Source organism: Mycoplasma sp. CSL7475-4, assembly GCF_024834065.1.
Taxonomy (GTDB): Bacteria; Bacillota_I; Bacilli_A; order Mycoplasmatales; family Metamycoplasmataceae; genus Mycoplasmopsis.
On sequence record NZ_JANUYA010000002.1, the window covers coordinates 115,937 to 131,469 of the forward strand.

General features: G+C 31.0%; 7 protein-coding genes and 1 pseudogene. 2 read left to right on the forward strand and 6 right to left on the reverse strand.

The features are described from left to right. Position 1 precedes the first annotated feature (1 nt). From NXS15_RS01545 to NXS15_RS01565, 5 genes are all read right to left on the reverse strand, one after another. Entirely contained in the window at positions 2-340 is a 339-nt protein-coding gene (locus NXS15_RS01545) for a thioredoxin family protein (RefSeq protein WP_259290114.1), read from the reverse strand. Positions 341-349: 9 nt separating this feature from the next. Beyond that, on the reverse strand, positions 350-2,248 hold the full coding sequence (locus NXS15_RS01550) for a hypothetical protein (protein WP_259290115.1): 1,899 nt from the start codon (positions 2,246-2,248) through the stop codon (positions 350-352). A gap of 162 nt (positions 2,249-2,410) precedes the next feature. After that, a complete protein-coding gene (locus tag NXS15_RS01555; RefSeq protein ID WP_259290116.1) occupies positions 2,411-3,250 on the reverse strand; it encodes a deoxyribonuclease IV in 840 nt (279 codons plus the stop codon). A 47-nt stretch (positions 3,251-3,297) separates the two neighbouring features. Continuing rightward, a complete protein-coding gene (locus NXS15_RS01560) occupies positions 3,298-4,173 on the reverse strand; it encodes an ABC transporter permease (protein ID WP_259290117.1) in 876 nt (291 codons plus the stop codon). Continuing rightward, entirely contained in the window at positions 4,166-5,116 is a 951-nt protein-coding gene (locus NXS15_RS01565; RefSeq protein WP_259290118.1) for an ABC transporter ATP-binding protein, read from the reverse strand. The genes NXS15_RS01560 and NXS15_RS01565 overlap by 8 nt, the downstream gene beginning before the upstream one ends. Before the next feature lie 335 nt (positions 5,117-5,451). Between NXS15_RS01565 and NXS15_RS01570 the strand changes: the two genes are divergently transcribed. Beyond that, positions 5,452-9,069 carry a DNA-directed RNA polymerase subunit beta gene (locus NXS15_RS01570; RefSeq protein ID WP_259290119.1) on the forward strand — a complete coding sequence of 1,206 codons (3,618 nt, stop codon included), beginning with the start codon at positions 5,452-5,454 and terminating at the stop codon, positions 9,067-9,069. After that, positions 9,062-12,961: pseudogene (locus NXS15_RS01575) on the forward strand (DNA-directed RNA polymerase subunit beta'); the annotation flags it as partial. The gene NXS15_RS01570 and the pseudogene NXS15_RS01575, both read left to right, overlap by 8 nt. Before the next feature lie 588 nt (positions 12,962-13,549). Here NXS15_RS01575 and NXS15_RS01580 read toward each other — a convergent pair. Beyond that, the gene (locus tag NXS15_RS01580) at positions 13,550-15,022 is read right to left on the reverse strand and encodes a hypothetical protein (RefSeq protein ID WP_259290121.1); all 1,473 of its coding nucleotides are present in this window, start codon (positions 15,020-15,022) and stop codon (positions 13,550-13,552) included. Positions 15,023-15,533: the final 511 nt, after the last annotated feature.

Sequence of the window (15,533 nt, forward strand, 5' to 3'; positions counted from 1 at the left end):
ATTAAATATTTTCCTCAATGAAATCAACAATAATTTCCCGTGGATAATATCTACTACCACGTTTTTTGACTTGGTTGTTATTAATTATCAAAAATGTCGGTATGTCAAAAACTTTATACTGGTCGTTAATATCTTTATAAATTCCCGCCTCGTCAATGTCAACATTGATAAACTTGATATTATTTTCGCCAATAAATTTTTGTTCAATATATTCGTAGGTACTATTCATAATGATTGATTCTTTGTCGCCTTGTTTAGTAAAAGCGACAAAGAATATTTTGTCGCTATTTGCTTTATTTGAAATTATTTTTTGGGTTTCTTCTCAAGAATACAGTTTCATTAAATTCTCCTATTCATTATCAAAAGGACTTATCCAACTACCATCATCTTCGTCTGTAAAATCAGATAAATCTTTTACAGATTTAGTATCTTCATCTCCCTGCGATATACTCATGGTTTTTGTTGCAAATGTGAAATCTTGTGTAGATTCATCTTTAATTTCATCAATGTTTAATGAATCATTACTCAATAAATTAGGATCAGAAGCGGCATCAACTTCCTCGGTAAGTATTTGATCAAATCCTAGGCTTGTATTATCGTTTATTGTTTCTGAATTATCAGGCGTAATTGAGTCAGCGTTACTGTCGATATCATTAGTTGTGTTTAGTTCAACATTTTCTGTTTCTTGTTTTGGTTCATCATCTAAATCATCTAAGTCAAAACCCAGTTTATTGATGTCGTTATTTTCATTTTCGCTATGAATTTCCATAACCAGACTTTGCGAAGGCGATTGACCTTTTAAATCCACATTTAAATCTTCAGGTTGATTTTTATATAACTCTTGAGTTTCGATGCTTCTTAATTCTACAGTTTCATCAATTGCAATTGAACCATTATCGTCTTTTTCATCTTCTTTGTCGTCATCATAATCAATCATTAATAACTGAGTATCAAGTAGCTTAACAATTTTAGTTTTTTCGTCTTGAGTATCAATAATTTCATCAAAGTTATTAGTCAATTCATTTTGGTCTAATTCAATGTCTTTAGCAGCAAGATCAAGGGGTTGAGTTTGACTAGTTATTTGAAAATCTTCTACCGTATTAGTTTTCACTTCGTTAGAAATAGATAAATCACCGGCAGAGTTGTTTGGGTTAGCAGTAACTAAAGTATTATTTGAGTCATTGACTTGATTTTGAGAATATTCTTGTTGTTTCAATCTTTCCTTATCAACTAACGCAATAAATGCTTCTTCTTCAATTATTTTCTTTGCCTTTTGTTTGTGTGATGACATAAAATACTTGCTAGTTAAAGGATGGTCAAATAAAGTATCACGACTTGCTTTTTTGTTAATTAATCTAATAATTTTTTTAAACGATAATGATTCAACATTGATTTCTAAAACTTTAGCTGCATCATTAACATAATCAAAATAACGTTTAACTTCGTTTGTAAAATAATAGACAGTGTTTATTTTTTTTAAGTAAGTGACTACTTGTTCTAATGTTTTGTTGCCTGCTAAATTTTTAAAATATTCTTTTGGTTTTAAGGTCAATAAATAAACTCAAGAAATTGTATGAATTGTTAAAATAAATAGAAAAATCAATCACGGACTAATCACAACTGCGTGTATGGCATTCAATACTGAATCCATGAAAATACCTATATTTCCATTGGTGTTGGGATAATTCAATATTGCACCATTATTAGCGTGTGTAAATGATTTATATCAGCCATCAGTAAATAAAATTTTCAGATCACTCAATGAGTAATGAGTCAAATTAGAAATATTGCGTTTTGTTACTAAATATCAGTGATAACAAAGAACAAAAACAAGTAAATTAAGTCAAATAAACATCTTTACTCGGCGGCGAACTATTCAATAATCAACTCGTCTATAGGGCTTTAATCAATAAAAATAATACCTGTTTAGAATAACTTCTAACCAGTTTAAAATCAACGATACAAAAACACCTGCAACAATAAACATAGTTAGGTCACCAAACGATAAACCTATTGAATATAGATATATTTTTCTAAAAATTGTTACAGTTTTTTCACTACCAAAAATATTAGAGCTATATTGCACTAAAACAATGAAAGTTGTGAAAAACAAAAAAATCACAAATTTTAAAAACTCCGGAAAGGAACTTAATTTATCACTGCGAACTATTTCTTCCTTGCTTTTCTTTTCAATTTTTTTAAAAAAAGGAGAGCGTGTTAATCTAGACATTTCTGTATTTGTATTCATAAATATAATTATACTTAAATACTTAATTATTAAATACATATAACTATTAAAATTAATTTTAATATTAATAATTATTCTGCTTAATTTATTGCAAATTTAATTAAAAATCAACAAATGCACTCGAACATTTGTTGATTTTTATTGATGTTTTTCAAAAAATAATTAATTTTTTTTATTCAACAACATTGCAATTTCTTCTTTGTAAATAGGACCTTGTTCTGTTCAAGGAGTCTCAAGAATGATAGGTATATTATCTCAATCTTTATCGTGAACAAATTTTGCTAATGTTTCAAGTCCTATAAATCCTTTGTCAATATTTTCGTGTCTATCTTTATGCGAATTTAAGTCATTTTTTGAGTCATTTAAGTGTATAACCTTAACGTGTTTTTTAAGATCGTAGTGTTCTAATTGTTGCTTAAATTCTTCGTAGTTTTTAATGTCATAACCAGCATCTCAGATGTGGCAAGTATCTAAACACAATTGAATTCTTTCGCTATTGCATTTGTTAATAATGTATTGCATTTGTTCAAAATTAGTGAACACTTCAGTGCCTTTACCAGACATAGTTTCTAGACAAATAACAACATCTGTTTGTTTTGTTTGTTCCAAAACAAAGTTTAAATTTTCTATCAATGTTTCAATACTCAAATTGATATCAAACTTGGTATAAGCACCAGGGTGTAAAACAATATATTTTGCCCCGATATATGACACACGTTGAATTTCTTCAATTAAAAACTCGCTAGCAAACTTGCCTTTTTCAATTGATGACATATTAATTATGTATGGTGCGTGTACAACAATATCTTCATTTTTGATAACATCGCTGTATAATTCATTGAATTTTTCTAGATTATATTTTTCTTTTGCAACACGTCTTGTGCTTTGTGGAGGACCGACATAAATCATCATTGTATTGGCACCGTATGCAATACTGTCTTTAGCTGAATCAGCCAAATAACCTGGAGCTTTAAATTGTACATGTGAACCTAGTTTTATCATTTTTCTCCTATTTTTATTGATATGTAAGCAATAAAAGTGATTATTATTTATCTTTTTTTAGAAATATTAACAGTAGCCGAAAGTGTCAATAACAACGCACTCCAAGACACTGAATATAGCAATGAACCTCACCATGTGTTTTCAAGACCAAAGATTATATTATAGTCTAACACTGCATTTTTTGAACTTGTAATTTCGCTTGGTAAACCTTGAATAGCAAAATGACGGAAAAGATTGCTTATTTGTGTTGATGGAATAATACTTGAAAATTCCGCAATTGCCCTTGGGAAGGTGTGTAGTGGAACAAAACTTCCAATTAAAAAACCACCAACTGAACTCAATCCTGCTGAAAGAGCACTAAATGCTGCGTTATTTGATAAATAACTTAAAAAGAAAACAAATAAAGATGAGTTCAAAATACTTCCAATAATAATTATTGATAATATAACAAAAGTGTTTTGTGTATTTATTGCGTGAAATTTCATTGAATTAAATTCGTAAATCAATGTTTTATCAATAGCCATTCAGATGATGCAAAGAATAAAAATAATTGTTGTAATTAAAATATTTAAAATGACATTGTAAATCAAATAACTGAATCTTACGATTGAGTTTTTTATTGGAGAAATATAGAAATCATCCAGTATTTTTCTTTGATTATCATTGACCATTACGCTTGAAAGTGAAATTGCGTTTGTAAATGTTGTCACTGATAACATCCCGATAGTTAAGGAAATATCTGCGTAATGATTTTTAAATTCTGTTGGAGTTTGCGCTGGTAGTTGGTTAAGATAAATATTGCGAGCAAAAAGAATAAAACACAAAAGAACAATCATTGGACTCATCAAAGTGAAAAATATTCTTTTTCCATCTTTTACAAACACTTTGAAGTTTCTGTTTGTCAATGCAAATAATTTAGTCATTATCACCTCCAAATTGTTTGGTTACATTCAAAAATACTTCATCCATCGAACCTTTAATAAATTCATAATCTTCAATATCATCAATATTATTTTTAACAAACTCATGACCTTGTTTAAAGGTATCAAATTTAATTATTATTGATGAATTTTTATAATTAAAGTTTAGATTGCTTTCTTTAATTTTATTGCGTAATCTTTCCGAAATTGAGTGCAATAAAACTGTTGAAGATGAGTATAACTTTTTCAATTCCGCCGGAGTACCTTCAACTAGTTTTTTACCTTTTTGAATAATAATAGCGCGTGAACAATCATCGGCCTCTTCCATGTAATGTGTGGTCAGTAAAATTGTTAAATGTCGCTGTTTTTGAATATTTTTCAATATTTCTCACACAAGTTTTCGTGAATTTGGGTCAAGACCAGTTGTTGGCTCATCTAAAAACAATATAGATGGCCGATGAACTAGAGCTCTAGCAATATCAACACGACGACGTTGACCACCACTTAATTTGCCGTATGGTCGTTTGACAAAATCGCTTAATTGAAATTCATCAACAATTTCTCTCACGACATCATCAATTTTTCTATCTTTGAAGAAATTTTTATACAAGCTTGCTCGAATTTTAAGATTTTCTCAAACCGTTAAACTCGGGTCAAGAATCGATTCTTGAAAGACAATACCAATTTCATTTCTAACTTTTGTGATATCTTTATCTATACTTTGTGAATTAATATAAACATTTCCGCCATCACGCTTAAGCAAACCTAAAATAATGTTGAGTGTTGTGGTTTTACCAGCACCATTTAAGCCAAGAAAACCAAACAATTCACCTTTTTTTACGCTGAATGATATTTCTTTTAAAGCTACAAATTTTTTGAATTTTTTAAACAATTTTTCAATAACGATAATGTTTTTCTTATCTAAATTTTCAATTTGATTATCCATAATTTAAACCTCTTTTAATATTATATTACTAAACATATTTACCACGTTGCATATCGAAGACTTTTGATATCAAGACATACAAAATAAATATGACTTAACAAAGTAAAAATTAAGCATCATAATTTTTGTGAAGTGCTTATATTTTTTAAAAAATTAAACGCACTTATTTGCTCAAAATGGCTTATTTTGAGTATCATAAGTAAAAAAATTTTTGTTAAAAATAATTTTTGTTTTTATATTTATATTAATTTTAAATGTGATAGAATATTATTATATTTGCTATTCGCTCTCGTGCGAATTAATTTTTATAGCAAGATAATTAAAAAGGAGAATTCATGGTTGAAGAACAATTCAAAAAATATGAAAATAAATACCCATACAAAATTACTGAATTTGGTGCTGGTACCAAGCGTAGAGATTACTCAGTAACTAAACACATTTATGAGGTACAAGATTTTCTAAGAACGTCAAAAGAATCATTCGAATGATTTAAAAAAGACGGTATTGAACAAGCGATTAGAGAACACTACCCAATTTCATCATCGAATAAAGGTGTGACTTTAGAATACATCAATAACAGTGCTTATCTAGAAATTCCAACTAAGGAATATGATGAAGTTACTAAAGCAAAAGTTAAAGGTACCAACTACTCGGCTAAGTTATTTGGTAAATTTAAAGTTACAACCACAACTGATGGTTTAGTTAAAGAAGATACAGTTTTCCTTGGCGAAATACCATTGATGACTTCTGGTGGAAGTTTCATAATTAACGGAAGTGAAAAAGTTATCGTTAGCCAATTGATTCGTTCACCTGGTGCATATTTTGGACGTGGAGTTCGTAACAAACAATCAGATGACTTATTCAACAAAGTGGAAATTTTACCTAGAGTTGGTTCATGAGTGGAAATTTCACATAAAGTTACATCAAAAAACCCTGATAGCGTAAAAATCAAAATCGATAAAAACAAAAACGTGAATATCATTACATTTTTAGGTGCTTTAGGTTTAACCAAAAGTGATATTTACAGTTTATTTGGTAAATCAGATGTTTTAGATGAATCAATGAAAAGAGAGAAAAAAATGACAGATGATTTATCACGTGAGGAAATCATAAAAAACTGTCAAGAGGAATTATTTAGAACAATCCGTAAAGGTGACCGTGTTTCTGATGATTCGATCTCAAACTTGATTCCAAACTTACTATTCCATAAAAAACACTATAACTTGAGCGAAACTGGTCGTTACATGATTAATATTAAACTTAATCTTGTTGACCGTATTTCAGGAACAATTCTAGCTCAACCTTTAACAATTCAAGATAAAGACGGAAATGTATTAGATCTTGAAATAGGTACTGTTATTACACATAAACTAGCTGTTTTAATTCAGTGAAACTTTAATAACGGTAAACTGCCAGCAGAGAAATTGAAATCAATTAAACCTGAAATTGTTTATGCAAAATTATTAAACGACCCTAACAATTCTTCGCTAAAAAGAAGAGATAAAATCATCTCAATAAAAATTTATCCAAACAAAAAATGAATGGAAAAAGGCAAAGAACCTGTCAGAGTTATTGGTGGTGATCCAAAAGCTAACGAAACACATCTTGTTGTTTCTGACTTAATTGCTACCATCAATTACTACTTCAACCTACTAGATGGAATTGGTCAAGATGATGATCCGGATGCATTGACAAACAAACGTATTGTTTCTTTAGGTGAATTAGTTCAAAACAATCTAAAAGTCGGTTTGGCCAAACTTGAAAAAACAACCCGTGAAAGAATGGGAGCTAAAGAACCAGATAAAGTTAGTCCTAAAAACGTAACTAACAATAAATTGATTTCTAATCAAATGAAAACCTTCTTCAACTCTTCTAAACTTTCACAATTTATGGACCAAATCAATCCTTTAGCTGAAATTTCGAACGAAAGACGTATTACATCGCTTGGGCCTGGTGGTCTTAACCGTGATACAGCACAGTTTGAAGTTCGGGATGTTCATGCCACACACTACGGAAGAATTTGTCCAATTGAAACTCCTGAAGGACCTAACATCGGTCTAATTCTTAACTTCGCAACTTACGCAAAAGTTAATAAATATGGTTTTCTAGAAACTCCATATTATCGTGTTGAAAAAGGTGTGGTTGATTACAGCGAACCTGTTTATTTAACCGCAGCAGACGAAATGGGTTATAAAATTGCTCAATCAACAGTAAATGTTGATGAAAACAACAGAATTGTTAACTCGCAACTAACAATTCGTCACAACTACACTTACCAAATCGGAACTGCTGAAGATATCGATTTTATCGAAGTGGCTCCAAACCAAATGGTTTCAGTTGCGGCCGGATGTATTCCATTCTTGGAAAACGATGATGCCAACCGTGCACTTATGGGTGCTAACATGCAACGTCAAGCAGTGCCATTGTTAGAAGCTGAGGCTCCTTTTGTTGCAACTGGTATTGAAGCAGAAATTGCCAAATATTCATCAGCAAACTTTGTTGCACGTAATGACGGTATTGTTGAATTTGTTGACGGTAAAAAAATTAAAATTAGAAACCACAAAAATACAATTGATACTTATAATCTAAAGAACTTCCAACGTTCTAACCAAGATACAGTTATTCACCAAAAACCACTTGTTGTTGAAGGACAAGAAGTTAAAAAAGGTGACTTGCTTGTTGATGGTTCATCATTTAGTAACGGTGAACTTGCTTTAGGTAAAAACGTTGTTGTAGCCTTCAGTACTTACAAAGGTTATAACTATGAGGATGCTATTATTCTTAACGAAAGATTAGTTAAAGATGACATTTTTACTTCAATTCATATTGAAGAACAAACAATTCAATTTAGAACATCAAAAGCCGGAGATGATGAATTAACTCCTGATATTCCTAATGTATCTAAATTTTCAACAAGACATTTGGATGAGTTCGGTATTGTAAGAATTGGTAGTGATGTTACTCCTGGTGATGTTTTAGTAGGTAGAGTAAGCCCTAAAGGTGACGAAAACCCATCACAAGAAGAAAAATTAATGTTAGCTGTTCTACAACAAAGACAACAACCAGTTAAAGACACATCATTGAAAGTTAAAAACGGTCACGGTGGTACTGTAATCGGTGTAGAAATTTTATCAAGAGCTAATAAAGACCAACTTGAAGATGGTATTGATAAAATCGTTAAAGTTTCAATCGCTGTTAAACGTAAAATTAAAGTCGGCGATAAAATGAGTGGTCGTCACGGTAACAAAGGGGTTGTTTCAATCGTCTTACCAGAAGAAGATATGCCACACTTAGAAGATGGTACACCTGTTGATGTAATGCTAAACCCACAAGGGGTTCCATCACGTATGAATATTGGACAAGTTCTTGAAATTCACTTAGGAATGGCCGCAAGAAGTCTTAAAACTAAATTTGTTACAAGAGTTTTTGATGGTATTAAAAAAGAAGCTATCTATGATGTTATCGAAGAAGCAGGACTACCTGTAACCGGAAAACAAACACTAATTGACCCAATTACTGGTGAAAAATTCGATAACCCAGTTTCAGTTGGGGTTATGTACATGCTAAAACTAAACCACATGGTGGATGACAAAATGCATGCTCGTTCAGTAGGTCCATACTCATTAATTACTCAACAACCATTAGGTGGTAAATCACAAAATGGTGGACAAAGATTTGGTGAAATGGAAACTTGAGCTATCGAATCTTATGGTGCAACAAACATCTTGCAAGAAATCTTGACATATAAATCTGATGACATTAACGGTCGTAATCAACTTTATGCCGCTCTAGCATCAGGACGTGAATTACCAAAACCTGGTGTTCCTGAATCATTTAATGTTCTACAATACGAACTTAGAGGATTGGGAATGAAACTTAATATTGATCACGTTGAAGTTGATGAGGAAGACTCTATTCAACACTTTGACATAATAGGAGGTCTAAATGAGTAGAACAAATCAAAACGAAGCTAAATTACTAATTGACAAAATTACTCTATCTTTAGCAACTGATAAAGATGTTAAAAATTGATCAAATGGTGAAGTAACTAAACCAGAAACAATTAACTATAAAAGTTATAAACCTGAACGTGATGGTTTATTTGACGAAATTATTTTTGGACCAACTACCGATTACAAATGTCCTATTTGTAATACAAAATACAAAAAAAGTGATGAAAATATCGAATGTGTTAAAACCACAATGTGTCAAAAATATAATCCTAAAATTTTACCTAAAATTACACGTAGAAGTAGAATGGGGCACATTAGTTTAAAAAACCCAGTAGTTCACTTTTGATTCTTTAAAATCGATCACTCTATTATTTCAAAACTATTAGGGCTAAAAGTAGCTAATAGTTCACACAGCGTGACAAAATCTGAATTAGAAAAATTAATTTATTACAAAAGTCACATCATTTTAGAAGATGGTGGTTTAAAATCACTGAAAAAAAATACTATTATTGATATTTCTGACGCCGCAATTATTTATTATGAAGCCTTAACTGAATTAAAACAAAAATTTAATCCTGAAGGCGATGAATACGAACAAGAGGCCTATGAAGTTATTGATGAAGCTATTAGCGAACTTAAAGAACAAGCTACTTCAAAAATGGGTCAAGACTACGGAATTGACTTTTATGAATATAACGATATTATTCATGAATACTCAGATGCTTTAATTTCAACAGGTTCTAAAGCGATCGAATATCTTTTAGAACATGTATCACCTCAAGAAGAGGCTAAAAAACTAGAAGAACAAATTACTGAAATTAATAAACAAATTGCAAAAAATCCATCAGCAAATACAAAAATTCAAGAAAGAGCAAAACTATATAAACGTTTATCAGTTATTAACGCCTTTATTAAATCAGGACAAGATCCTAAATCAATGTTAATTTACAATCTACCTGTCATTCCAGCAGATTTACGTCCACTAGTTCAATTAGACGGTGGTCGTCACTCAACTAGTGACATTAACGAACTATACCGTCGTATCATTATCAGAAACAATCGTCTAAAAAAATGAGATGAAACTGATGCGCCAATGTTGATTAAACAAAACGAATACCGGATGATTCAAGAGGCTGTAGACTCTTTAATTGATAACGCCCGTAAAAAACCAAATCCTGTTGCTTCAAAAGACGGAAGACCTTTCAAATCAATTTCTGATGCTCTAACAGGTAAAAAAGGACGTTTCCGTCAAAACTTACTTGGTAAACGTGTTGACTATTCAGGTCGTTCAGTTATCGTTGTTGGTCCTGAATTAAAAATGCACCAAGTTGGTATTCCACGTGAAATGGCCGCAAAACTATTTGAGCCATGAATTATTCGCGAATTAATTAAATCAGATAAAAATAACATAAACTCAATTAAAGCGGGTAAAAAAGCAGTTGAAAACCTTGACCCTATTATTTGACCTTACGTAGAAAAAGCAATCGAAGGACGCCCAGTGCTATTGAACCGTGCGCCTACATTGCACCGTTTAAGTATTCAAGCTTATGAACCTGTATTAATTAGAGGTAAAGCAATTAAATTGCACCCACTTTCATGTACCCCATTTAACGCCGACTTTGATGGTGACCAAATGGCTGTCCATGTTCCAATTAGTCCCGAAGCTACTCGTGAAGCACGTGAATTAATGCTAGCTTCTAAAAATATTTTAGGGCCTAAAGATGGTGAACCAATCATCAACCCTGGTCAAGATATGATTTTAGGTATGTACTACTTAACCATGGAAAAAAGTGGTGCCAAAGGTGAAGGTAAATTCTTCAGTACTTACGAAGATATGATCACTGCCTACGAAAATAAAGCTGTTACAGTCCACACAAGAGTTGTGCTACCAATTGAACAAGCTGACAAAAAATGAATTACTGGTGACGCTGTTAGAAGATATATTGTTTCGACAGTCGGTAAATTTATGTTTAACCGTGCTTTCCCTAACACATTTGAATTTATTTTTGGTAAATACATTACACCAGATGGCAAAGAAATTGTTCATACTTCAGCTAATATTGAACACCTAAATCACTATATTTTACCTAGTGGAACTAACTTCCCTGAACATATCGCTAAAACTCCAATCAATTTACCTTTATCTAAAAAAGATATTGCTAAAATTGTTCGTCGTGTTTATGACCAATATGTTGGTGTTGTTAACATGGAAGATTTAGCAGCAATAATTAACGATATTAATAAAGATGAAATTGATAAAGTGTTCGAAAAATGTGCACAATTACAAACATTTAGTGGCGAACCTATCAATTCAGCACATATCGAAATACTATCTAAATTAATTACTAGCGAATTTAACCAAATTCAATACCAAGTAACTATGACACAAAACAACGAAGATGCAATTTGAACCGTTGATGATTACACTAAATTATTAGAACGTGTTTGATTTAAATACACCAATGTTGTGGCTAATGTGTTAGATAAAATTAAAGCTTTAGGTTTCCACTTCTCAACAATTTCGGGAACAACTATCGCTGTTAGCGATGTTATAACCTTGCCTGAAACCAAAAACAAAATTAAAGAAGGTGAAGAATATATTGAAAAACTAAAATCATTCTTCGAAGAAGGTATGCTAACCGACGACGAAAGATATAGTTTATCAATCAAAAAATGAGCCGAAATTAAAAACTCAATTGAAGACGATCTGAAAAAAGTTACTAAGTCAGACCCACATAACCCACTATTCATGATGTTTACTTCTGGAGCACGTGGTAACTCGTCTAACTTCGTTCAACTTGCGGGTATGCGTGGATTAATGAACAACAACGTTAAAATCCTTAAAGCAGATGCCGAAAACGAACGTGTTGTTCGTTCAACAGTTGAAATTCCTGTTAAATCATCATTCCTTGAAGGTTTAACAGCCTACGAGTTTTATTCATCTACCCACGGGGCACGTAAAGGTCTTACCGATACTGCTCTTAACACCGCTAAATCAGGTTACTTAACCCGTCGTTTAGTTGACGTGGCCCAAGGTATTGTTGTGCGTGAAGTTGATTGTGGTACTGACTACGGATTTGTTGTTCGTGACATTAAAGACACCAAAACCAACACAATTATCGAATCATTAGCCGAAAGAATTGAAGGACGTTTCACCAACAAACCTGTTGTTGATGCAAACGGTAACATTCTAATTGAAGCTAATAAATTAGTAACTCCTGAAATTGCTGCACAAATTAGCCAAGCAGGCATTGAAGAAGTTGAAATTAGATCAGTTCTTTCATGTTACACACGTAATGGTGTATGTAAAAAATGTTATGGTAAAGACTTGGCTCTTAACCGTGTTGTAAATATCGGTGAAGCTGTCGGGGTTGTTGCTGCGCAATCAATTGGTGAACCTGGTACTCAGCTAACCATGCGTACATTCCACACCGGTGGGGTTGCTGGGGTTGAAGATATTACTGGTGGTTTTGGTCGTCTAATGGAACTTATCGATGCCTACGATTCGCCATGAGGTAGACCTGCCATTATTTCACCAGCTTACGGAAAAATTATTTCAATCACCACACCAAGTGAATCAACAAATAGATCAATAAAATTAATTGAAGTTGAGATCTTCAATAACAATGGCGAAAAAGAAATTGTTAAATACGAAACTAAGTCTGATCGAAGAATTGTTGTTAAAGAAGGCGATAGAGTTAGTCCAGGACAAAAAATTGTTGAAGGACCAATCGTTCTTGGTGATTTATTAAAATACGCAGACACACGTGCTGTTCAAAACTACTTATTAAAAGAAGTTCAAAAACTATACCGTCTACAAGGTATTTCGATTGCCGATAAATATATCGAAATTATCATTCGTCAAATGCTTTCAAAAGTGATGATTACTGATACTGGAGATTCAAAACTATTTTCTGGTTCATTAGTAGACATCTTCACATTCCAAAGAGAATCAGCTCGTCTATTAGCCGAAGGAAAAAGACCTCCATTTGGTGAAGTTAAAATCAAAGGTGCTAAACAAACACCATTATTATCTGATTCATTCTTAGCGGCCGCTTCATATCAAGAAACACCAAAAATCTTGGTTAATGCTTCGATTGCTTCGCAAGTTGATAAACTAGAAGGGCTAAAAGAAAATATTATTTTAGGTCACAAAATTCCTGCCGGAACCAACTCAAACTTTGAACAAAAAGAAAAATATGATATCCGTGATCCAAGAAGTTATTTCAGTTCAAAATACGATGCTTCATTCGAAAACGGAGACCAAAATGATAATATGATGTCTCTAAACGACGAAATGATTGATGGCGATATCAATAATATGCTTGAAGATCTTTTCGTTCACGAGTTAGAAACAAGCTACGATGACAACGATAACGAAGACGATGATTTTGTAGAAATCTAATAATATGAAAATTCATGAGCAATCATGAATTTTTTGATACAAAAAATAGACCTACGAGGGTCTATTTTGTCTAAACTAATCAACTATGGTTCATTTAACTTCACGGAGTGTATCACTATCATCAGTGTTATTTCTGTATCACAATGTTTTAGGTGTTTGGATTCATTGCGAGTTCCCTTGCCGAATAAAACTTGTGGTTAAGCTACGAACAAATAAATTTCGTTGCTGGTTTTTGGTGGCGATTAATTCAACTGTTCTAGCTCATTTTTTGTCAATATCAATAGATAAAGTTTCTAATTTATTCAAATTGCTAATATCAAATGTATTGGCAAATGAAACTTTTAAATGGTCAATATTGCTCATAATTTCATTATTTTTAAATAAATCAAAATTCATATCCATTAGTTCAATGTATTTTAGGCTTTGCGATGAATTTTTTATCATTTTTAAGCTTTGGTTGTCCACTAATGACAATTTATTTAAATTATTGATATTCATTAAATCCAGCGAGTCTAATTTGGTAAACGAAAGACTCAATTCTTTGAGATTAGCAAAAACAGAAAAATCAAGTCTATCATTAGTAATATCACTCAGTGATAATTTAAAAACATTAATATTGTTTAGATTAAAAAATAAATTGTTTTTAGATTCGACATTAAAATCAAAAATATCTAAATTTGATAATTCAATAGTTTTTAAATTAGATTGCAATAAATATAGATTCGTCAATTTAGCTTTTATTTCGTTTGCAATAACTATGTTTTCAAGCATTGGATTATTAGAAACATTAATTTCTTTAACTTCATTTATTTGTTTAATTATTAGCTTATTTAAAGCCTTATTGGTCTGCAAAATAATTTCTTTAATATTGTTTTGGTTTTCAATAATAATTTCTTTAATATTGTTATTATTTATTATTGCTAAGTCTTTTAAAAAGGTATTGTTTGTAAGCTGAATAACTTCAATGTCAACATTAGCTAAATATAATGATTTAAGATCTTTGTTTTGATCTAAATTAATTAAATTTAACTCTTTTAGATTATCAATAAATAGTGCTTCTAAATGTGTTAAGGTGCTTAAGTCGATATTTTTTAGTGGCATTTCGCTTAAATTTAGTGAAACAAGGTCATAATTACTTCCTAAATCAAGTTCATTGATATTATTTTGGTTTAACACCATCATTTTTAAATTAAAATTGAGACTTAAATCAACATTTTCTAAATCTTTTGCTGAAATAATTTCTAATTCTTCAAGGTTCAAATTGTTTTTAAAATCAATTTCTTTTCGGTATGTACCAGTTAATTTCAAATGTTTTAAATTAGGCAATAAGGCATAATCTAATTGATCAAAAAGATGTTTGTTTTGTCACTTGAATGCTCTAATATCTATTTCTAAATATTTAATTTTTGGTGGAAGCGATAAAGTCTTAATTACGCGGTTATTAACTACGCGGTTAATAAACTCAGTATTCAAGAACTCTAAGTTCGGATCTCATTCGTACTTTTCATTATTATCAAAAATAATTTCGAATGTGTTATTATTATTCATTTTACCTCCTTTAATTTTTGTACTATACAATTTTACAACTAGGCAGGCATAAATAGATTTGTTTTTTTAAATAAAATGGACTAATTTATTATTAATTATTGATTTTTTGATTTCTTTATCAATAATTAGCAATAAATTAGTGTCTTTTAAATTAAAAAAAATTAAAAATGTTACTTCGTAAGTTAACTATTATATCTTGCGTCATCGACCTGATAAATAGGACATTTTAATCTTTAATGTAAATTAAATTTGCCTGTTGTTTTATTCGTTTTCTTAATCTAGACATATTTAGTGGGCTAGTTTTTTTAATAAAAATCTTCCAACTTAGAGATATGAATGATTAATTTTTCAATATTTAATAATTATCTTATTACTTAAAAAAAGATAAAAAAAAAATACTCCGTGTGGAGCGTGTTCTCTGAAAACTGAATAGTAAATTTTAAAACTCATTGAAATGTATAAAATACACATTACTTTTAAACCTATCGATTTATTAGTATTGGTCAGCTCA